Raw genomic sequence first — 21,968 nt, forward strand, 5'->3', positions numbered from 1 at the left:
CCACCTTAAAACTGGACGAGTGTGATAACATGCGGCTCTATTGACGTTTACTCACGTGACTTTTATGACCGCTACTTCTGAAGAGCATGCTGCGCTGCGCATAGCCTCAGGGCGTAAGCCCTTTGTCGAACCTTTACGGTTGGGTGAACGATTAAAACAGATTCGCCTTGCTAACCAGTGGACACTGGAGGACGTTAGCCAGCGCACAGGCTTAGCACGGTCAACGCTTTCTAAGATCGAAAATGATCAGGTGTCGCCAACATTCAGTGTGGTTCAAAAGCTAATTACAGGGCTGAACATCGATTTGCCCCAGCTTTTTACTCCGCCAAAGCGTGAACGCTATACCATGGGGCGTAGAGACCTTACCCGTAAAGGTAAAGGTCAGCTACACCCCACCCCAACGTACGAACATGAATTACTAGGGCATCAGCTTGCTCAAAAGCGCATGATTCCCTTTAAAACTATTGTCAGAGCACGCAGTTTTGATGAGTATCATCAGTGGGTACGCCACGATGGCGAAGAATTCCTAATGATTTTGCAGGGTGACATCATGCTTTACACGGAGTTTTATGCCCCGCTGGTGTTAGCCGAAGGCGATAGTATTTATTTTGATAGTGATATGGGCCATGCCCTTGTGTCTACCAGCCCAGAAGATGCAGTCGTGCTTTCCGTTTGTACCCGGGGCGACTTAGTGTAGGCTGCTTAAAGCAAGCAGCACTACAAACAATTTGTTGGCTTAGGCAAGCCAGCAATACGAGCAATACGTTTTGGTGGGCTACCTGGGAACAGCGTCATTAAATAAATCGAATTTCCTTTATCGTCACCCAGGGTCTGTTTAGTTGCTTTGACCAATGGGCGCATCGCGGGTGCCATCTCATATCGGTTATAGAAATCGCGTACTAACTGAATAATTTCCCAGTGCTTTTCTGTGAGGGTTAGTCCTTCGTCTTCAGCAAGTAAATTAGCAATTTCAATGTTCCATTGCTGTTGATTAACAAGATATCCCTCAGGGTCTAGTTTAATTTTTTCAGATGAATCAAGATAACGGTATAATTTTTGATTACTCATGTTTAGTGCCAAGAAATAATCTGTTCATTTTGCTCAGTCAGCGCAACAAAACCATCAACCTCTATCAAAGGCATCTCATGAATAGCAGCAATGGTATGCACCCCCCTTGAAATAGCATCTTCCGCTAATAAGTAAATCGAAACTGTACTTACTAGCCAGCCTTGCCATTCAGGATAAAACGCTGCCTGAACACCATCCTCAATCAGCACAACAGCATCGCCACTGCTGAGGGCATTAAGCATTTGTAGCGCTGAATCGCTATAAGGAGGTTTATTCAAAATATGCAGCATGTTTGACTACTCTATTAAAAATTGAGTACATAAGGATAACGCTGAAATAGTTCCGGTATCTCTGCGGTTGTTACTAAGGTAACTCCCTCGACCAGCTGCTCAGCCCTTATGTTAAAAGCCATCAGTGTCTCTAAGGGCACTAGAATATTTTCTATATCATACATCTCTAACATATCAATCGTCGGCAGTGTCGCTTTTTGGCCCGGAGCGCCTGACTTCTGTTCTTTAAGCAACGCAAGTACGCCCTGCCCTAGAAATAGCAGGCTAACAGACTGCCCAAAAGCAGCGGCCACTAGCGCTACATCCAGCCCTTCTCGCAATGCGTTTGAGCTATACGGCGCATGCCGTATAACAATGAGCTGCTCATTTGCTCTAGCCATTTGTAATTCCTATGCAAATGTAATCAACCGATCACAGCACTGCTGTAACTCAAGCAACTGCCCTAGCCCGGTTAGTTCAAAGGGGGCCTCAAGGTTGAAATTCACCTGCCCATGCCGCTTAGCTTCTGATTCACTCATTACACCACGTCGTAATGCCGCTGCGATACAGACGTCTAGAGCCACTCCATGTTGACGATGCAATTCTACCCATGCGTCTCGCATATTAAGCTCATCTTGTGGAGGAGCCATCAGTTGAGAGGCATTCTGAACGCCATCCTGGTAGAAAAAAACACCCTTAATTTGATGCCCTTTATTTAGAACCGCTTGAGCAAAGCGCAGCGCAGAATGAGGAGCTGAACTACTATACGGTGCCCCCATGATCAATAAGCCGTACTGCATCGCAGTCATCTCGTACATGGTTGTCATAAAAAAACAGACCCTACCAAGTAGGGCCTGCTATGAAACGTACTACTGATTTAATCAGTCGTTGCTCATGATGCCCAATATCGCGAGCAGACTGACAAACAAGTTATAGATAGATACGTAGAGTGTGACAGTCGCGAGAATGTAGTTGGTTTCTCCTGCCCGGTGAACGATTTCACTGGTTTGATAAAGAATCGCTGCTGACGCAAATAGCACAAAACCAGCGGAAACCATTAAAGAAAGCGCAGGAATATTAAAGATCAGGCCAGCGACCATGGCCAAAATCAGCACAATGGCACCTGCCATTAGGAAATTGCCTAAAAAGCTGAAATCTTTCTTGGTGGTTAATGCAATTGCAGAAAGACCAATGAACGTCAGCCCTGTCATTGCCAACGCATTCATAATCAAAGCGCCACCGTTAGGCAACGTAAGATAAGCGGAGATGATAGGGCCAAGCGTAAAGCCCATAAAACCGGTGAATGCGAAAGTAGACAATAAACCAACAGCAGAATTAGCCGTCTTGTGTACCAGGAACATCAGCCCATACGCGCCGATAAAGAACACAAAAATGTTCATTTGTTGGATGCCCATTGCGACAGAAGCACCCGCAGTGAGCGCAGAAAATAGCAGTGTCATGGCCAACAGTGCATAGGTGTTACGCAACACTTTATTAGCGCTAACACTGCTTACTCCGCTGCGCGTTTGCGCTCTCGCCGTGCTCGAATCGTTAAAAGCCATTTTTCTATGCTCCCTAATAGTAATACTAACAACGGACAAGAATGCCGTTACCAAGTTCCAGACGCAAGTATTTGTCTTCCACGTAAATAACTGCTTTTTGGGGCAGTCGCTCCCCCAGCGTTGACTATGCTTAACATTTTACGCTGTTTTGGACATGAAAATACCCTATGGAATTCCCCTGAACGTCAACACATTTAGCTTGATTGTCTTCACCTCTACCGAAGGCTGCAGCATTGGCAATGAAGATATTCGCTACGAAATGGTTGTCGATCCTAACGAGGCTACTTTATATCTGCTGGCGAGAATACAAAAGGCAGCGTGCTAATCATTCACGGCGGGGGCAGCATTGAAACTAAGGAACGACAACTTGCAAGCAAGCGCTCTTTGAAAAATTCAAACAGTGGTGAAATGGAAGGCTGTAAAACGTTTAGAAAACAACGGCGGCAGCAGCTAAAATCGCTATCCATCGCCGCTTATTTTCTATGTCAGTGAAACGTTATCGTCATCGTCTTCTCTGTTGTGAGGCAAATGCTGTGTTGTCGCTGCCTGACGCACATCCTGAGCGTTGTAAAGCCGCGCATCAAGTACGCTCAACACCGCCAACTGTGCAAATAGCACTGCGAAACAAATAATAAGGCCTTTCAACATGGCAGCATTCCTTAGTAGGCTAACAACATTGTCGTTAGTAGCGAATAATAGCCCTGAGCTGAAAGAAAGCAATGGGGGTTGAAAAATAATTTACCCTGTCATCACCTGATCCTTTTCCCCCACGCTTTTAAGACCTTTTACAAGTCATCGCTCACCTATTAACCTGCAAATTCTTCGGTATCAATATCAGCTTGTTGCGCATCATTATAACGAGCACCAGCCACTTGATTCGGTAACATCATTCCATTGAGCTGAACCACGGTTGCATCTTCTAACTTGATCGTTTCAGCGCTTAAATTCTCGCGCATATGCGTTACTAAACGGGTTCCTGGTATGGGGATAATATGATTCCCTTGGGCGTTTAACCATGCCAACGCCAGCTGTGCAGGAGACACCTCCAAACGAGTAGCCAGTGCCTTGAAGTCAGTTAATAAAGATAGATTATTAGGTAAGTTTTCTTTGCTAAACCGGGGCATTCCTGCGCGCATGTCACCCGTTGAAAACTCCGTATTTTCCTCCATTAACCCCGTCAAAAAGCCACGCCCTAAGGGGCTAAACGCAACCAAGGCTACACCTAATTCTAGACATACCTCCTTAAGAGCAATCTCGGGATTACGTGTCCAGAGTGAGTACTCTGACTGAACTGCTGCTATAGGATACTCCGCATTGCCCTTGCGAAGTGTTTCTGCTGATATCTCAGATAAACCAACCGCACCGACTTTACCCTCTTCGACGAGTCGGCCAATCGCCCCCACACTCTCTTCGATGGCAACGTTACGATCTAAGCGATGTAGATAATAGATGTCTAAATGATCCGTTTTCAGTCGTTTTAAGCTCTCCTCACACTGACGGCGCAGCGTATTAGGCCGTCCATCGATCACGCGATTTCCCGTTTCAGCGTCTAATGCCATACCACATTTACTGGCAAGAAGCAGTTGATGTCGCTTTGTCTTTAAGGCAAGCCCTAACAGGCGTTCATTAGCGGTTCCACCATAGAGTGTCGCCGTATCAAAATGGCGGTACCCCATCTCAAAGGCTTCTTCTAACACCTGAAGCGCCTCCTTTTCTGGCACATACTGTCCATAGCCATGAGAAAGGTTCATACACCCCAGGCCAATACGAGGAGATGAAACATCATTTAATCGGTCAAAAAACGCAGACATAGCAACCTCTAAGTGATTGTCTTTAGTTAGAATAATAACCCTTCAGTGTTATCCGCTTCACTAAGATTGAAAACCTGCGAACGCAGCCAGTCGGGCAAGCGGTGCTCAAGATAATAACGCGGCCGCCAAGGAGGGCCTTCGACAAACCCCACATGCCCCCCAGAAGCATGCAACTCCAGGGTGACATAACTTGGCAGGGCCTTAGCATCAGGAATACTGTGAGGATAGATAAAGGGGTCATCTTGTGCATGCACCATGAGCGTTGGAATACGTAGGCGCTCAACAAAAAAGGCACTGCTACAGCGGCGATAATAGTCATCGGCACTTTCAAAGCCGTGTAGTGGCGCAGTTACACGGCCATCAAAATCCCAAAATGTTTTCATACCATCTAGCGTTTCCAGCGCCGCTAAATGCGCCAGCTCCTTATGACGGCCTTGATGTGAAAGTGCGCGCTGTTTGCTTTGAACATAATGGCGTAGGTCACGCAGGAAACGTGCTTGATAAATCTTGGACACCCCTTTGTTTATTCGATCTGCACAGTGATCTAGCCGAAACGGCACCGATACCGCTACTGCCGCCCTCAGCGGTGTATTACTACCCTCCTCACCTAAATACTTAAGCAGCACGTTCCCGCCTAGTGAATAACCCACGGCGGTAAATAGTTTAGTGGGGTAGCGTGAGGTCAGTTGATTAACCACTTCTGCCAAGTCATCACTCGCCCCTGAGTGGTACCCCCTCGCACGCTGGTTTGGCTCACCAGAGCAACCGCGCCAATTAACGGCCACGCTTTGCCAACCATACGCCGCTAATGCCTGCTGCTGCCCTAGGATATACAAAGAAGAAGAACTGCCGGTTAGCCCATGGAGCAGCAGCACGCAATGGCCCGATGCTCCCTCAGGCCCATACCAATCCATGTCGATAAAATCGCCGTCTTCCAGCGTTAACCGCTCTCGCTGACGGCGCAATTGAGGCGGCTTGCGACATAAAGGACTGTAAAGCGTTTGCAAATGTCCGCCAGGCAACCAGCGCGAAGCACGAAATGGGAATGCGGATCGAAACGGGATCATAGAGGGAAAGTGCCAGCAAAAAACAGCTGGCTAGCTTAGCAAAATTTTTAGGCCGTTTGCTCTAGAAGAACTACCCGCCCTGGGGCTGGTAATGGCTTGTTTTAACTAATGCATCTTACACAGACACAAGCAAGGCTCGCCTAAAATAGACAAGCCTTGTTTACCACGCCACGTTAGTGGTGCTCTTTCAGAATTTTTCAGCTTCTTTATTCAATTAACAGTGAAGAGGCTTCCAGATAACGTTCACCGTGGCTTGCTACACGCTCCTGATCGAGTGTTTCCGACCCTAGATGGACTTCCTCCAGCAGCACAGCCATAGCACTGACTTCTTCATCGACTTTCTGCAAAGCATTTTCTAGCGTGTACGTGAGCATATGAATATCACTCATTTGCGCATCTGTGATCTCATCTTGTGAAAGTAATTCTGCTAGCTGCTGATTCCCTTCGGTCAAATTTGCAAAAGCCTGTTCCAAGGTATCGGAAGCTTTCCCTTCAAAATGATCCAGACGTTCATTGTCACTGGCCACCACGAGTCCACTGCTCAATAGACCGGCCAATAAAAGTGAAGCAGTTCGTTTCATCGAGAGTTCCTTTTCAAACGTTAACGTATCAAGCATTGGCCATTAAAAATTGGCGAATTGATCACTTCTTCATCATTCATCTGATTACGAAAACCAATTTAGCACCCTCAAATCTAAAATAGAAGCAAAAGCGTATAATAATGAGAATATTTACCATTAATAAAGATGCGACAATACGCCATGCGTCATAGGGTACTTTCAACTTACGGCGTAAAGCAGTTTCAACTATCATGAATCAAGAAAGAAATATAACCATAGCTTTTAAGAATATAGCTTCTGCGACAATCAATGCCTGTCAAATTTTCATGTCACACGATCTAGGAGGTCGCCATGGAATTAGATCCTCTGTTACTTTCAAGGCTGCAGTTCGCCTTTGTTGTTTCTTTTCACGCCATTTTCCCGGTGTTTACTATCGGTTTGGCTTCCTACATTGCGCTGCTGCATGGCTTGTTCTACAAAACGGAAAACCCTGCTTGGGATCGCTTGGCGCTCTTCTGGACAAAAGTGTTTGCCGTCGTATTTGGCATGGGTGTGGTATCAGGCATTGTTATGTCATTTCAGTTTGGTACCAACTGGAGCAACTTTGCCTACGCGACGTCTAACTTCTTAGGCCCAGTGCTCAGCTATGAAGTAGTAACAGCCTTTTTCTTAGAAGCTGCTTTTTTAGGCGTGCTCTTGTTTGGCCGCAATAAAGTGCCTGAAGGCGTGCACTTGTTTGCCGCCATCATGGTCGCAGTTGGCACGTTCATCTCTTCTTTCTGGATACTTTCCGCTAACAGCTGGATGCAAACACCGGCAGGTTTTGAGCTAATTGATGGTCGCTTTCATATCACTTCCTGGATGGAAGCACTCTTTAACCCCTCCTTCTGGTACCGCTTCGTTCACATGGGCATGGCGTCTTTCCTCACCGGTGGGTTCGTGGTTGCGGGCGTTAGCGCTTGGTTCTTACTACGCAAGCGTGATGTAGAAGCCAACAAAAAAGCATTATCCATGTGCTTATGGTTATTATTGATCTTAGCGCCTGCACAGGCAGTGGTAGGGGATTTTCACGGCTTAAACACGCTAGAGCATCAACCAACTAAAGTAGCGGCCATGGAAGGTAACTGGGAAACGCAAACCAACGTACCGCTGCTACTGTTCGCGATTCCTGATCAAGAATCACAAACCAACCACTTTGAAATTGGTATTCCTAACTTGGCTAGCTTAATTCTAACTCACCGTGCTGATGGTGAAGTTCCTGGGCTTAACGCAGTCCCGTTAGAAGAGCAGCCACCGGTAGCGATTGTTTTTTGGTCGTTCCGCGTCATGGTAGGTATTGGCTTACTGATGATTGCTGTTGCACTAGTAGGCTTGTTGCTACGTCGTAAGGGCCGTGTCTATGAAAACCGCCTGTTCCTAAAAACGCTGACTGTCATGATTATTTCCCCCTTCCTAGCAGTTCTGGGTGGCTGGATCGTTACTGAATCCGGACGTGCCCCATGGTTGGTGTATGGCGTTATGACCCATGCAGAAGGGTTAACGCCTTCACTGACAGGTGGTATGGCTCTATTTACTTTAATTGGCTACATCGCTGTTTACAGCGTAGTGTTTTTAACAGGGATTTATTACCTCACGCGTGTTGTACGCAACGGTATGCACGAAGAGCAAATAGAAGTGGAAGGCGAAGTTGAACGCCCGAAACGTCCGTTGTCCGCTGCACACACTCCCTTTGACGATGATTTGGAAGGAGCCAACGCATGAGTATTGATCTTTCGCTCATTTGGGCTGCCATCATTGGTTTCGGCGTCATTATGTACGTCTTAATGGATGGCTTTGATCTAGGGTTAGGCATTTTGTTTCCCTTCGCACCTGATGAAGAGTCACGTGATGTCATGATGAACTCTGTTGCCCCTGTGTGGGATGGCAATGAGACGTGGCTGGTGTTGGGCGGAGCGGGTCTACTTGGCGCGTTTCCCCTGGTTTATTCTGTGTTTTTACCCGCGCTCTATATCGGTGTTTTTCTGATGTTAGCTGGGTTAATTTTTCGCGGGATCTCGTTTGAGTTTCGTTTCAAGTCTAAGAAAAATCGCCGCTGGTGGAACCGTGCTTTCTGTTGGGGCTCTGCCATAGCCACCTTCGCACAAGGCGCAGTAGTTGGTGCTTATATTCAAGGATTTGCTGTTGAAGATTTCCGCTATGTCGGTGGTGCACTGGATTGGCTGACACCTTTCACTATACTGACAGGGCTTGGACTAATGGCAGGCTATGCGCTGCTTGGCTCTACTTGGCTAATCTTGAAGTCTGAAGGTCATGTCCAACAGTGGGCTTATCGTATTACACCAAAACTGCTTTTAGCAGTACTGGTAGTATTCGGTATTGTTAGCTTATGGACACCACTGGTTAGCCCCGAAGTGCGCGACCGCTGGATGAACCAGATTCACTTAATTTGGTTCTTCCCGATTCTTGCAATGGTGTGCGCTGGAGCTCTTTATCGCGCAGTAAAACGCCAGCAGGAAGGTTTACCTTTTGTCGCAACGCTGGGCCTATTTATCTTTACCTACCTGGGCCTAATCGCTAGCAAATGGCCGGTTATCGTCCCGCCTAACTATACGATTTGGGATGCCGCATCGGCACCTGAGTCACAGCTATTTTTATTAGTCGGCGTGCTGTTTGTTATCCCTATTGTGCTGGCATACACCGCTTGGACCTACTGGGTGTTCCGTGGCAAGGTAAAAGTAGGCGAAGGATATCACTGAAGCGTCACTATTTAGCCTATTGACTGCTTTTTCACGATAAAAAGGGGTGCCTACATGGCACCCCTTTTTGATACAACATCGAAAGCGAATATATCAATTAAGCTAAATGTATCAGCAATAAAACAGGCCTAAATGAAGGAGGCTTAAAGCTTGACGGTAGGGTCAGCAAAGCCATTCGGCACATAAAGGTTATGAGGGCCTAAACGGCTGACGTCTGTTTCACCGCACAGCGCCATAGTGGTATCAAGCTCTTTATGAATAATCTGGAGCGCCTTGGTCACTCCCTCTTCGCCAGCAGCCCCTAAACCATAGGTGAAAGCGCGTCCAATGTAGGTCCCCTTGGCACCCAGCGCCAATGCTTTGAGTACATCCTGGCCTGAACGAATACCAGAATCGAGATGCACTTCAATCTCATTGCCTACCTCGTCCATAATACTTGGCAGCATACGAATTGAACTCATTGCGCCATCCAGCTGACGACCACCATGATTAGAAACAATAATGGCATCGGCACCAATTTCTACGGCGCAGCGCGCATCTTCCGGGGTCATAATCCCCTTCACAATCAACTTGCCACCCCACCACTCTTTAAATTGAGCAATCCGCTTCCAGTCTAGCGATACATCAAATGCCTCTGCTGTCCATGCTGATAATGAAGAAGGGTCGGTAACACCTTTTGCATGCCCAACAATATTACCAAACGATCGACGTTTGGTTTTCAACATCTCCAACCCCCAAGGAATTTTCGTCGCCATATTAGCGATTGATTTTGCAGTCAATTTAGGCGGTGCAGATAACCCATTTTTAAGATCTTTGTGACGTTGCCCCAGGACTTGCAAATCGACAGTGACCACCACAGCAGAACAGTTAGCCGCTTTTGCGCGCTCAAACAAGCGACGCATAAAGTCATCGTCTTTTAAGGTATACACTTGGAACCAGAAAGGTTGCGTGGTGTGTTCTGCAACATCCTCAATCGAACAAATCGACATGGTCGAAAGTGTAAACGGCACACCGAATTTTTCAGCGGCGCGCGCTGCTTTAATTTCACCATCCGCCGACTGCATTCCCGTTAGACCCACTGGCGCCAGCGCAACCGGCATTGCAACATCTTCGCCAATCATAGAACTTCGGGTAGAGCGCCCTGACATATCGACCGCCACGCGCTGTTTCAAATGAATATGCTGGAAGTCGCTGGTATTTTCGCGAAAGGTTTGTTCTGTCCAGCTACCCGACTCGGCATAGTCGTAGAACATTTTTGGCGTACGGCGAACATAATGGCGACGAAGATCTTCAATGCTGGTATAGATCGGCATGGCACACCCTCAAGAGAGATTGTTTTCCTAAACATCTAGAACAGACAATCACTATAGTTAAAAAATAAATATACAAAAACAAAATTAACTACAAGATTCGTACAAGCAATCAACAAGTTGGTATAATAACAATCACCAAGATAGTGAGCATTAATGCTGGGAGATACTTATGTTACCCCCCCTGTTAGCCCTGCATCAGATAAGCAAAACCTTCAGCACTCCGCAAGGCTCACTACACGTGCTCAACGAGATAAATCTCACCCTTTCCCAAGGAGAAAGCCTTGCGTTGATGGGCGAGTCGGGCAGTGGTAAATCTACCTTGCTACACATCGCTGCAGGACTAGAAATGCCTAATCAGGGAGAGGTCGCTATCGCTGGGCAAGCTTTGTCATCGCTCAACGAACCAGCCCGAGCGAGACTGCGCCGCCAGCAATTGGGGCTTATTTTTCAGCAATTTCACCTTGTGCCAAGTCTCAACGTCATTGATAACCTCTCGCTGCAAGCTCGGCTTGCACGCACTGAAAATGCTGAATGGAGTGCGTATTTGCTTGATCGGCTAGGGCTTTCTGGTCGTGAAGAGCACTACCCCGAGCAGCTATCAGGCGGCCAGCAACAACGTTTAGCAATTGGCCGTGCCCTAGCAGTACGCCCAGCCTTATTACTTGCCGACGAACCGACCGGTAACCTTGACGAACAAAGTGCCGATACCGTGCTAACTTTATTGCTGGATTTAGTCAAAGAGACTCAATGCGCACTGCTGATGGTTACCCATAGCGCACGGGTAGCAGCCCCATTGAACCGCACGTTTCGCCTTCACTTAGGGCAGCTGAAGGAAACAAGGCAATGATACTGCGGGTGTTAATGACTCTGTTGGCTCATTACCGACGTCACCCTGGCCAGCTTGCTATGCTGTTGGTAGGCCTTTGGGTTGCCAGTGCCCTTTGGAGTAGCGTGCAAGCCATTAACGCCACCGCCAAAGAGAGCTATGCCCGTTCTAACGCGCTGCTGAGCGTAGAAACCGACCAGCTTACCCGTCGCGATGGCAACGCCCTTAGCATCGATGACTACTTATCACTCCGTCACGCAGGTCTCCCCGTATCACCGCTACTGGAGAGCTCACTGACAATAAGAAATACTCAGGTGACGGTACTTGGCATCGACCCATTAACACTACCCTCTTCAAATGAAAGCAACCGTGCCAATGGAAACGGCGGTTCACTGACCCAGTTTTTATCGCCACCTTGGCAAACTCAGCTCGCTCCAGATACGTTAGAAGTCTTCAAACTCAACAGTCAACAGGCTACCGGCGCTACCCCTGCTATTGGTAATCAGCGGCTACCACCGTTAGCACTCCGCAACGACCTTCCCCCTAACACACTGGTAATGGATATCGCCGCTGTATCTGCACTTTTTGGCGATCAGTCCACACTCAGTTTGGTCACCGCAGCAGGAGCATTGACTCAGCCGCCAGAAGGCTATCGCCTTACTCGCGCGGCCAATCTTGCTTCGCCTGAACAGCTCACCGATAGCTTTCATCTCAACTTGACGGCACTAGCACTGCTTTCGCTGGTGGTTGGGATGTTTATTGTCCAAGCCGCCTTAGGGCTAGCTATGGAACAGCGTATGGCGACTCTACGCACATTGCGAGCCATCGGCGTGCCCGGCAAAACAATCACTCTCGCCATTCTTATAGAGCTACTGATCTTTGGTCTGGTTGGCGCTGTGCTTGGACTCATCAGCGGCCTATGGCTGGCCGGCAAGCTGCTACCTGATGTGGCCAGCACACTTACCTCGCTGTATCAGACTGACGTTCAGCACTCGCTAGCACTGCCCTGGCATTATTGGCTTGGCAGTGTAGCCGTCACTTTGGGTGGTTTGCTATTAGCAGGTAGTGGCGTGCTGTGGCGTGCTTCCAAGCTACAAGTCTTGGCCCTTGGGCAGTCTTACGCCTGGCGATACAGCTATCAGCGCCAGCTAGTGCGCATGCTGCAAGCGGGCGGATTAGCCGGAGTGTTAACGTTAGGGTTAGCCGCTTGGTTGAAGATGCTTCCAGCCGGCGAGGGGTTAGTGGTCAGTTTCAGCTTAGTCGCTGCGTTACTTTTCAGCTGTGCACTGTGTCTACCACCAGCTCTCAATACCTTACTACGGTTGTTGCAACGGCGATTGCAGCGCTACCCGCTGGGTCAATGGGCAACTGCGGATATGCAACAACAGCTGCCCCGTTTATCCCTCGCGATGATGGCCTTATTCATTGCATTGGCAACTAATTTGGGCGTTAGCAGTATGGTAGGAGGTTTCCGGCTAACGTTTTTAGAATGGCTAGACCAGCGATTAGTAGCACCGCTATACATCAATGCAACACCAGCAACGCTCATTACTCTCAATGAGTGGCTAATCTCACAGCCAGAGGTGCTGGAAACCTTACCTACCGCGCGCGGTAACACTGAGTTGCTGGCTATTAATTCTTCGTCTCACGAAAACATCTCGACTCAAATGGCATCGCTTGGGTCCCTTGCCCTTTTTGGTATCAGCACGGTGCCAACACTAACCTCCCAGTGGCCGTTGCTAAAGACACTTAATGGGGCACCGCAAGCTTGGGAAGCCCTGAACAATCAAAGCGTATTCATCAATGAACAAATGGCGGTAGCCCGAAAACTTCAACCTGGCGACAGCGTTCTTCTTGAAACACTACAAGGCGCTGAATGGTTGACGGTAGCGGCCATTTACCCTGATTACGGTAACCCACAGCAGCAGCTATTGGTTACTGTTGATACGCTTACACAGCGCTTTGAAGGCGAACTAGCATCAACAGGCATCGCATTACATGATGAGGCCGATGCAGATACATTTCGCCAAGCGTTAATCACGACATTTGACCTTTCACCTGATGCCTTAATAAACCAACATGAGGTGAAGAAGGTAGCCACACAAATTTTTGAGCGTACCTTCAGCATCACCCGGGCATTGAATGGCTTAACGCTGGCTGTGGCTGCACTCGCACTTCTGGCAACACTACTGGCCCAAGCGCAACATCGACAGCGGCAACTTGCTACACTGTGGGCGCTAGGCGTACCGCGTGCCACCCTTGCGCTGCTGCCACTGGTTCAGTTGGGTGGGCTGGCGTTACTTACTGGCTTACTGGCTGTACCGCTTGGCATCTCAATTACCTGGCTCCTGGTGGCCGTAATTAATGTCGCCGCTTTTGGCTGGCGGCTACCACTTCAGCTATTTCCCCTGGATATACTGGTCATGCTGTTTACCGCATTTAGCGTTGCCCTTGTCGCTGCGGCGTTACCGGCCCTGCAGCTTTGGCGAACATCGCCTCGTGCGTTGCTTAACGAAGGTGCCCAATGATCTACGGTTGGGTTAACGCATTCGCAGCTATCGCTATCGGCCTTGGGCTTGCGTCCTGCAGTGACGCGCCGTCCACTGAAAGCACACAGACTCAACAGCCATCACACAACGGCTTTGCGGGCCTGGGCGCGCAGGCACAAGGATTTGCTCAAGCAGATGCTTCCGTGTCTTTGGTGTTTCCACATGATCACGGCCCCCATCCAGACTACCGCATTGAATGGTGGTATCTCACAGCTAACCTTGAAGATAGCCAAGGTGAACCGCTAGGCCTTCAATGGACCCTGTTCCGGCAGGCCCTTATGCCACCACAGCAACGCCCGACTCCTGCCCCCTGGGCCACCGATCAAGTTTGGATGGCTCATATGGGCATCTCTCAGCACGCAACCCATGTTGCTGCCGAGCGCTTTGCCCGTAGCCACAGTGGTGAATCGTCTTCCAAACTTGTTCAGCAACGGGGGCAAGCGGGTGTGGTGGCTACTCCTTTTCATGCGTGGATTGATGATTGGTTCTTTAGAAGCCCGTTAGAGGCTAACTTCGAACGTTTTACTCTAAGCGCTTATAGTGGTCACGGAAACGAACGGTTTGGCTACGATCTCACACTTAGCGCGGAAGGCCCTTTGGTGTGGCATGGTGAAAACGGGTTTAACGCCAAAACAGTTCAGGGCCAGGGTTCTCACTACTACAGCCAGCCGTTTTTACACATTGAAGGAAGCGTCACCCTAAATGGTGAATCCCGGCACGTGCAAGGCAGCGGTTGGTTAGACAGGGAATGGAGCAGCCAGCTACTCAACGCCGAACAAACGGGCTGGGATTGGTTTTCCCTGCACCTGGATGATGGCCGCAAGCTGATGGCTTACCGGTTGCGCGGCGGTGGCGAAAATGGCTCGGACTATCGCTTTGCACACCTGTTTAACGCAGATGGCCAGACAGAACTGATCGGGCCAGACAGCGTTATGCTCTTACCTCTTGCCACTGAACGTGTAGCAGAAAGAGACATTCCCACCCAATGGCAGTTAACGCTCCCCGACGCCAATCTTGAACTCACCATAGAAGCGCGGCACCCCAATCGCTGGATGCCCACCACCGTGCCCTATTGGGAAGGTGATGTAGTGGTGCGCAACACGTCCACCCAACAACAGATTGGTGTAGGCTACTTAGAAATGACTGGCTATTAACCAAGACCGACGACAATAAAAGCCGTTTGCTGCTCTTGGTTACTGCTTTTATAGTACTCCGCCTTTAGCGAATTCATTATCTAAAAGCAGCGGTGCTGGCGGGCCGTTCTTCTGAGTGCTAGCCTAATAAGTAGCTAAATAATCTTATATTCATCTTATTTCGAGGCAATTTAATAGCAAAAAACACTGATTAAATTGATGATACTGCTAATTAATGTGTAGAGTTTGCACTTATAACAACTAAAAACAGTGCCTTGACCTGGGCAAATAAAAACGACTCACATAGGCAGGTATTTCAGATGCTCCCCCCCGCCCAGCACCAGAATCCTTCAGCCAATATAATTCGCTCGTTGCTACAGCACACGAATGAGCTTTCTGTCTACTGTAAAGATATGCCCTATGCCTTAACAGCAGAGGTGGCAGAGCTAGATCTGAGCACAGGGCACATGGTATTGGAAATCGAATACGCAGGATTGGATATTGAGCGCTATGTTACCAACGGCAGCATAAGCTTCGATCTGGAGGCACTAAAAGGCGCTCACACCATTGAGCGTGAAACGTACAGTCTTAGCAATGTCACTGCCAAACTGCAGAAATCAGATAGCACTCACTATCGTTTAGAGTGTTTGCTTCCTGAGTCAGTATTTGTGCAAGAAAATAGAGGCGCCGTTCGCATACCTTTTATTCTCGGTATGTTAGCCCGCGTCGGCCTGGATGTTTACCCAAATACGCTTAACGTGTCAGGCCGATTGCGCAACTTGTCGATCGGTGGCTGTATGGTCGATATTCATCTAGCGGATAGCATCGCCATCGGGGTAAACCAGGATATTCCTGGTGTGATGCTTGAGTTTCCTAACGGCGACAGCTTTTTCGCTGAGGGCAAAATCCGTCATATGCGTCCTTTTGGTAATCATGGCTATGCGGCAGTGGGCGTGGAGTTCACCAATCTATCAACCTCACAAGCTGAAATACTATTTCAATTCGTCAACGAGTCCGAAAGAGAAGCCGCCTACCGTACTGGCTCCAACGATAAGCTGGCATATCACTCTTCCCTTTTTATTCCAGGTCTTAAGGAGAAGAAAATTTTGCAGCAAGAAACCCTTGAGCGTGACAAGCGGTCTCGCCAGCCACCGATGGAACGCGGTGTGTTGGATGTCGCCCATCAACTTCAGGTGGCGCTGATGTATATGAAAAACCGCAACGTGTTTCCTAGCGAGATTTTATACGATTGCGTCGATACGCTTCGCTATCTAGTCGAACAGGACCGCAAAGCCTTTCTGTATGCCCTAGCATTTCTAAGAGAAGAACCGGATTGGGTCAGGCATGCCGTTCAGGTAACAGGTTTGCTGGCTGACTTACTACTGCTACGCGACCCACATGACCCTCAGGTACGTGAGGCGATGCTCGGCGTAATGCTACATACCGCAGGCAAACCATTGCTCGTCAGCGAAGCGTTACCGTCGTTGAACGTGAATATGAACCCTGTGCAAAAGCTGATGCTGAGTGGCCATATAGAAGAGCTGCTCAAAAAACTGAACACATTAGGCTGGGAGCCAAGCCCAACCTGCCGAGATGTGATTGAGAATGCTAATGAACGATTAGACGGTTCTGGCTATCCCGCATCAAAACGCGACTATCAGTTATCAACACTCATTCGGCTAATAGCCGTCATCAAAGTGATCAATAAGTACTTACATTCACGTAATGGAGAACCTGCTCACTCTCCCCTTGATGCCTATCGGGTTGTTAGTAATGCCAACACAGCCTATGACAAAACGGTGCTTGTAGAATACATGCAAGTATACGGACTTTACCCGATTGGCTGCTTGGCTAAGTATTCTGGCAATTTTCTTGCCTGGGTAATGGATGTCGATGCTAAAGGGATGCCGAACCAGGTTCACATCGTCAAAAACCTGCGCTTTCCTGACACGAATATAAGCAGCATTATTTCTCAAAGCGACATCTCTCAACTTGGCCATCTAGAAGGTATCGTCAACCCGTTGGACTACGGTGTGAAAGTGCTTAAACTTTAGGGTCTATCCACTAACGATCGGCACTTAAGAGCTGACCTGACGCTAGCAGACCGCTTACGCCGCGCTCTGCTGCTTCAATAGCGCCTGCTAAATAGCCAGGGTACTGCTGCCCCCATTCACTACCAATGCCTGTTAAACGATGCTGCCAAGGCCCTTCTAAAGCGCTCGCGGGCGGCGGCGTACTATGCTCACCGAGTTGGCAATCTGAGGCTGTCGCCGTTAACGGCTCTACAGCCCAATCCTTAATAATATCGATAACAGGCGTACCTGCCTGCGGGCCAAATAACCTGATCAATTGATCACGGCAGCGTTGCCGCAAGACGTTTTCTCTACTATTTTTTCTCGCGCTTGCAGGCACGCTAAAAAAGCCAAAGAGCGCCCCATGACCACTGGGATCGGACGCATCGTGTATTTCACCTAATGGGCCAATCAAACTACGTGCCTCGCCAGAAAGACCATGTTCACGCCAGAAAGGTGTTGGGAAAAGAGCGACATATTTAGCGTGTGGGGCCATCCATGTTGCTGTGTGCCGCCATTGATGGGCAAGACTTACTGGTAACGCTGGCGAGAACGTAATACGTTGCTCAGCAAGTCTTGGCGGTACCGCCAGAAGAACATGATCTGCGTAATAGCGTTGTATAAGCCCACCTTTATCTTCACTTAGTAGTTCAACTGCCTCACCATTGAACGACAAACGCTCAACCGTTTGACCTGTCACTATCCTCTGAGCATCGACACGCTGGCGCAAAGCTTCAATTAACACGCTCATGCCACCCTTTAAACGCATTGAAGGCGGCGTATTCACAAACCCCTGCATGCGAACTGGGGTTCCATTAAGCGTACGTTCAACCAACATATCCCCCGTTTCAAACTGGGCAAAAGAAACGATACCCAGAGACTCCACCAATGCACCAAGAGCATGCTGAAAGCCTGGCCAAAACCACGAAGGCCCCATATCAAATGCCTCAGGTTGTTGTCCTGGCGCCGACTTGCCTTCTGGCGTTACTGATGCAATACGACCACCTAGCTCGTCACGCCCTTCCAACAATACAAAGTCACTAATTCCCTGCTGCTCTAACAGGTAAGCGGCGTAAAGACCTGCTAACCCACCGCCGACAATAGCGATACGTGTTGTGTGCATCAGTCACCTCAGAATAATTAAAGAAGTAATGGTAAAGAGACAGAAAATGACCTAGTCAGTCACACAGGACGAAGCGCTACTCTGGATAACTTGTCTGAATAGCTTGTCTGAATAACCTCTACACATCCTATACCAATGAAGTTTTCAGGTTTAAAAAAAATAAAATAATGATAAATTCAAAAGCGTCGCCCTAACAACAGCCACCTATAAAGACTCTTTAGGGTTAAGCATGTGATAGGCAGCGGTCGATTGTATAAAAATGCATAAAAAAACAAAAGGATACTTCCCATGCAACATACCATAGATAAGTCATCAACCGTTCAGCAACACGTTGTTGTGCAAGAATTTACTAACAGTGTGCTAGACCCCAATGCCCCCATGTTGGGACCAGTTAAAAATGGGGGAACCATCACAGCCAACACTGTACCTGGCTGTTGGGGACCGATGATTACCCCACGTCTTCGCGGCGGACATGAGGTGACTACTCCCGTGTTTATTGAGGGCGCAGAAGTAGGTGATGGTGTTGCCATCCGTATTCGCGATATTGCCGTTACCTCTATCGCGACCGCGTCTGGACATGATAGCTCGCCCGAAGGATTTTGCCTTGGCGACCCCTACGTTGCCGCTCGCTGCCCTGTTTGTGACACACTGTGGCCCGAGACCCATATCGATGGCATCGGGCAAGATGCCGTAAAGTGTGATGCCTGCAATAACCCTGTAAAACCCTTCGAAATAGTCCATGGCTACACCGTCACCTTTGACGATGACAGAACAATCGGGCTTACCGTACCTAGCAATGTGGCAACTACCATTGCCCAACGCGCTGACCATTACTCAGCTTTACCCCCAGGCAGCCGACAGCACTCTATTCTTAACTATGCACCATCAGATATGCCTGGAACGCTAATTCGCACACGGCCGTTTATGGGGCAGCTTGGTACTTGCCCGTCAATGCCAATGCCAGACAGCCACAACGCTGGTGATTTTGGTGCTTTCTTGATCGGGGCGCCACATGAGTATGCTATTACGCCCGAGCAATTAGCTACGCACAAAACCGACGGACACATGGATATTGATGCTGTTCGTGCCGGCGCCATCCTTATTGCCCCTGTTAAGGTGCCAGGCGCAGGGGTTTATATGGGAGATATGCATGCAGGCCAGGGTGATGGCGAAATTGCTGGGCACACTATGGATGTAGCAGGAAGCGTCACGCTTCAGGTAGAAGCCGTGAAAAACTACCCACTGGACGGCCCCGTTTTATTCCCGCTGCTGGAAGATCTGCCACCATTAGCCAAACCGTTTAGTGCATCTGAAAAGGCCAAAGGCCAGCAATTGGCAGAAAAATGGGGAGTAGAAAACATTGAGCCGCTAGCGCCAATCTCGGTGATTGGAACCGCTGCTAACCTCAATGAGGCAATTGAAAACGGCATTCAGCGAGCGGCTACCCTACTTAATATGAGTGTCGCTGAAATCCGTAATCGAGCCACCATTAACGGTGCTATAGAAATTGGCCGTGCACCGGGCGTGATACAAGTGACTTTCCTTGCCCCCCTATCTCGCCTAGATGCTATTGGCCTTGGGGGCTATGCCCGGGAACAGTACGACCTTTAGTGCTGCACAACACTAACCAACAGTACTTGAAGACATACTGCACTTGGTTGTAAGCCAGCTCGCTTCTCGGTTGCTAAGCCCTTAGATGACTAAGCTCTTAGATGTCTAAGCTCTTAGGTTGCTAAACTCTGTTATCAAAGAAGCGAGTCTAAACAACCTTTTAACCGTGCATTTTCCGATGATGCCGCGTCATTAGACGCGGCTAGCTTTATGGAAAAATACTCAGTGCAAAACACAGCACAAAAACACGGTAGATAAAAAACAAGCAGATCTTAAACAGACGCTTCGCGTTGCAAAGAGGTCGCAGTTTCTTCCATTTCAAGCGACGTGCTCGTCAACTGTTCTGCAAGTTTTGAAATATCTTGCGCGCCTTGGTACAGCTCGTAAGTCGCCTTATTGATCTGCTCGATACCTAACGACTGTTCCTGGCTGCTGCTGGCAATATCGCGCACTAATTGAGCAGTCCGTTCGATGGCAGGTACTAATCCCTTAATACGCTCGCCTGCTTGTTCTGCCGTAATTACCGACTGGGTAGAAGTTGCACCAATGTCCTGAGCAGCCAGCCGACTTCCTTCTGCCAGCTTACGCACTTCAGAGGCTACGACAGCAAAACCACGACCGTGCTCCCCTGCCCTTGCCGCCTCCACCGAGGCATTAAGAGCCAGTAAGTTCGTCTGAAACGCAATGTCATCAATGATTTTGACTTTACTGGCAATATCACGCATGGCTTGAATAGTCTGTAAAACGGCAGCACTTCCGTCACTTGCATCCCTAGCGGCTTGATTAGCAACACTTTCTGTTTCTACGGCGTTTTCAGCATTTTGCGCAACAGTGGCACTTAATTCATCCAGTGATGCCGTTGTCTGTTCAACGCTAGCCGCCTGCTGTGTAGTTGCTGATGATAGGCTTTCAGAGGCCGACGAGACTCGGCTTGAGAGGCCTGCCATATTATTAATGGCTTGCTCAACTTCACTTAATAATGCCGCACGCTGGCGTTGCAACTCACTTCCCAGGCGATCGCTTTCATTAAGTGCATCTTGCGAACGGATAAATTCACCCGCCATAATGTTAGCAAGTACCACGAGCACAGCCGCTTCAAATGCTAAATAACCACCATGAACAAGGACCATCTTCAGACTCGCTTCAGGCATGACATAAATGCCTATATCCATGCTTTGTAAGACATGAAAAGAAAGGTGATGGATAAGCGCCACAACAGCAGCCGCAGCAATGACACGCCAGTCGCGGTAATAAAGAAGGATTGCTAACAGCACAAACAATCCAAAGTGTACTTCAATAAGCCCATGGGCTTGGTGGATATGCAGCCCAGTCATCACCATAAATGCTGCGCCCATGTAAAGACGCGTTAGTAAGTCACTTCCTTGTGAATAGGTTAAGTAACCACCTAGTATTACTGTCGGCACGCCAATAATGAGCGCCTCCAACCAGGTGGAATACCAACTAGCAAGTGCCAGTGCTAGCACTCCCTGGGCAATGAGGATTTTAAACATGAGGAGGCTCGCATCTTGCCACTGCTCATGAAAAAGATCCTTATCGAGTCTATTCAACTGCATGAAAGAAGTGTCCCTGTCGTTAGGTAGATATGGGGGTTAATGATTAGCTTATTAATGATTTTTAATTAGGCCAATCGCAATAACAGCCAAAAGTGGACAAATTAAGCCACGGTGTCACGCTTTGCTGGGTAATGGCGCCATCTAGCACCTGCTCAACGGGAGTGCTTCCATCACTTGAACAGAAGGCACCATCGCTATAAGGACCGAAATAGACCAACGTATTTTGTGAATCAAAGATAACCGCCGAGGGACTGCTAAGCCCCTCTAGATTATTAATAACAATTACATCAGATACCCTTGGGAACGTAGTTAACGCTCTATCAACTAAGCTCTGGTTTGGCACTGCCACGACAAAATCAATGCCCTGTTTTTCGTAGCTCGTTATGATTTCTTCAACATGGCTTTGGCTAAAGCGACTGCAACGACAGGCGGGATTCCAAAAATGAATAAGACGCCCGATAGATTGAGTTGGCAAAGGACCAATGCTCGTCATGGATTGAGCAACATCCGCCGGAAATTGAGCTAATACGTCTTGTTCGTCAGCAAACAGGCGAAGATTTTTGTAAGTAAATAGCCAAAAAGCAATCACAATAAACGTACCCCAGCCTAGCACTAGGCTGAATCCAACCAACTTCCGGGGCATAAAACGATCCTGCTGACAGTCAATAACGTGA

The 21,968-nt window shown here is 48.5% G+C and carries 21 protein-coding genes; 8 read left to right on the forward strand and 13 right to left on the reverse strand.

All coding sequences use genetic code 11. The annotated features are described in order from the left end of the window. Window positions 1-64 precede the first annotated feature (64 nt). Entirely contained in the window at window positions 65-697 is a 633-nt protein-coding gene (locus tag CR46_RS0111590) for a helix-turn-helix domain-containing protein (protein WP_030073024.1), read from the forward strand. 20 nt (window positions 698-717) lie between these two features. Here the strand turns inward: CR46_RS0111590 and CR46_RS0111595 are convergent, their stop codons facing one another. The 9 genes from CR46_RS0111595 to CR46_RS0111635 form a co-directional block, all read right to left on the reverse strand. Next, on the reverse strand, window positions 718-1,068 hold the full coding sequence (locus CR46_RS0111595) for a TusE/DsrC/DsvC family sulfur relay protein (RefSeq protein WP_030073025.1): 351 nt from the start codon (window positions 1,066-1,068) through the stop codon (window positions 718-720). Window positions 1,069-1,070: 2 nt separating this feature from the next. Further along, a complete protein-coding gene (gene tusB, locus CR46_RS0111600) occupies window positions 1,071-1,358 on the reverse strand; it encodes a sulfurtransferase complex subunit TusB (protein WP_030073027.1) in 288 nt (95 codons plus the stop codon). 14 nt (window positions 1,359-1,372) lie between these two features. Beyond that, window positions 1,373-1,738, reverse strand: coding sequence for a sulfurtransferase complex subunit TusC (gene tusC / locus CR46_RS0111605; protein ID WP_030073029.1), 366 nt, complete (start codon window positions 1,736-1,738; stop codon window positions 1,373-1,375). A gap of 9 nt (window positions 1,739-1,747) precedes the next feature. Further along, window positions 1,748-2,137, reverse strand: a complete 390-nt coding sequence (tusD, locus tag CR46_RS0111610; RefSeq protein WP_030073030.1) for a sulfurtransferase complex subunit TusD — start codon at window positions 2,135-2,137, stop codon at window positions 1,748-1,750. A gap of 81 nt (window positions 2,138-2,218) precedes the next feature. Beyond that, a complete protein-coding gene (locus CR46_RS0111615; RefSeq protein WP_030073032.1) occupies window positions 2,219-2,899 on the reverse strand; it encodes a Bax inhibitor-1/YccA family protein in 681 nt (226 codons plus the stop codon). Window positions 2,900-3,379: 480 nt separating this feature from the next. Further along, entirely contained in the window at window positions 3,380-3,547 is a 168-nt protein-coding gene (locus tag CR46_RS18440) for a hypothetical protein (RefSeq protein WP_198023720.1), read from the reverse strand. 158 nt (window positions 3,548-3,705) lie between these two features. After that, the gene (locus tag CR46_RS0111625; RefSeq protein WP_030073034.1) at window positions 3,706-4,710 is read right to left on the reverse strand and encodes an aldo/keto reductase; all 1,005 of its coding nucleotides are present in this window, start codon (window positions 4,708-4,710) and stop codon (window positions 3,706-3,708) included. A 26-nt stretch (window positions 4,711-4,736) separates the two neighbouring features. Beyond that, a complete protein-coding gene (locus tag CR46_RS0111630) occupies window positions 4,737-5,777 on the reverse strand; it encodes a hydrolase (protein WP_030073036.1) in 1,041 nt (346 codons plus the stop codon). Window positions 5,778-5,983: 206 nt separating this feature from the next. Beyond that, window positions 5,984-6,358 carry a DUF6746 family protein gene (locus tag CR46_RS0111635; RefSeq protein ID WP_030073042.1) on the reverse strand — a complete coding sequence of 125 codons (375 nt, stop codon included), beginning with the start codon at window positions 6,356-6,358 and terminating at the stop codon, window positions 5,984-5,986. A gap of 330 nt (window positions 6,359-6,688) precedes the next feature. Between CR46_RS0111635 and CR46_RS0111640 the strand changes: the two genes are divergently transcribed. Together CR46_RS0111640 and cydB are read left to right on the forward strand one after the other, a co-directional pair. After that, a complete protein-coding gene (locus tag CR46_RS0111640; RefSeq protein WP_030073044.1) occupies window positions 6,689-8,098 on the forward strand; it encodes a cytochrome ubiquinol oxidase subunit I in 1,410 nt (469 codons plus the stop codon). Then, complete coding sequence (gene cydB / locus CR46_RS0111645) at window positions 8,095-9,093, forward strand: cytochrome d ubiquinol oxidase subunit II (protein WP_030073046.1); 999 nt, start codon at window positions 8,095-8,097, stop codon at window positions 9,091-9,093. The genes CR46_RS0111640 and cydB overlap by 4 nt, the downstream gene beginning before the upstream one ends. Before the next feature lie 143 nt (window positions 9,094-9,236). Here the strand turns inward: cydB and CR46_RS0111650 are convergent, their stop codons facing one another. Beyond that, window positions 9,237-10,406, reverse strand: a complete 1,170-nt coding sequence (locus CR46_RS0111650; RefSeq protein WP_030073048.1) for an alpha-hydroxy acid oxidase — start codon at window positions 10,404-10,406, stop codon at window positions 9,237-9,239. Between the two features lie 181 nt (window positions 10,407-10,587). Here CR46_RS0111650 and CR46_RS0111655 point away from each other — a divergent pair, with 181 nt between their 5' ends. The 4 genes from CR46_RS0111655 to CR46_RS0111670 all read left to right on the forward strand — a co-directional run bounded on the left by CR46_RS0111655 (window position 10,588) and on the right by CR46_RS0111670 (window position 16,968). Then, window positions 10,588-11,253, forward strand: coding sequence for an ABC transporter ATP-binding protein (locus tag CR46_RS0111655; RefSeq protein WP_030073050.1), 666 nt, complete (start codon window positions 10,588-10,590; stop codon window positions 11,251-11,253). Next, window positions 11,250-13,760, forward strand: coding sequence for an ABC transporter permease (locus tag CR46_RS0111660; protein ID WP_030073052.1), 2,511 nt, complete (start codon window positions 11,250-11,252; stop codon window positions 13,758-13,760). Before CR46_RS0111655 ends, CR46_RS0111660 begins: the two co-directional genes overlap by 4 nt. After that, the gene (locus CR46_RS0111665) at window positions 13,757-14,935 is read left to right on the forward strand and encodes a lipocalin-like domain-containing protein (RefSeq protein WP_030073054.1); all 1,179 of its coding nucleotides are present in this window, start codon (window positions 13,757-13,759) and stop codon (window positions 14,933-14,935) included. The genes CR46_RS0111660 and CR46_RS0111665 overlap by 4 nt, the downstream gene beginning before the upstream one ends. Before the next feature lie 299 nt (window positions 14,936-15,234). After that, on the forward strand, window positions 15,235-16,968 hold the full coding sequence (locus CR46_RS0111670; protein ID WP_030073056.1) for a PilZ domain-containing protein: 1,734 nt from the start codon (window positions 15,235-15,237) through the stop codon (window positions 16,966-16,968). Window positions 16,969-16,978: 10 nt separating this feature from the next. Here CR46_RS0111670 and CR46_RS0111675 read toward each other — a convergent pair whose 3' ends face one another. Beyond that, the gene (locus CR46_RS0111675) at window positions 16,979-18,109 is read right to left on the reverse strand and encodes a flavin monoamine oxidase family protein (RefSeq protein ID WP_030073058.1); all 1,131 of its coding nucleotides are present in this window, start codon (window positions 18,107-18,109) and stop codon (window positions 16,979-16,981) included. Between the two features lie 288 nt (window positions 18,110-18,397). On the opposite strand from CR46_RS0111675, the gene CR46_RS0111680 reads away from it, so the two are divergent. Further along, the gene (locus CR46_RS0111680; RefSeq protein ID WP_030073060.1) at window positions 18,398-19,720 is read left to right on the forward strand and encodes an acetamidase/formamidase family protein; all 1,323 of its coding nucleotides are present in this window, start codon (window positions 18,398-18,400) and stop codon (window positions 19,718-19,720) included. 272 nt (window positions 19,721-19,992) lie between these two features. Here the strand turns inward: CR46_RS0111680 and CR46_RS18640 are convergent, their stop codons facing one another. Together CR46_RS18640 and CR46_RS0111690 are read right to left on the reverse strand one after the other, a co-directional pair. Then, window positions 19,993-21,294, reverse strand: a complete 1,302-nt coding sequence (locus CR46_RS18640) for a methyl-accepting chemotaxis protein (protein WP_051690167.1) — start codon at window positions 21,292-21,294, stop codon at window positions 19,993-19,995. Window positions 21,295-21,355: 61 nt separating this feature from the next. Then, entirely contained in the window at window positions 21,356-21,937 is a 582-nt protein-coding gene (locus CR46_RS0111690; protein ID WP_030073063.1) for a DUF6436 domain-containing protein, read from the reverse strand. Window positions 21,938-21,968: the final 31 nt, after the last annotated feature.

It is taken from the genome of Vreelandella neptunia (genome assembly GCF_000712975.1).
Taxonomy (GTDB): domain Bacteria; phylum Pseudomonadota; class Gammaproteobacteria; order Pseudomonadales; family Halomonadaceae; genus Vreelandella; species Vreelandella qaidamensis.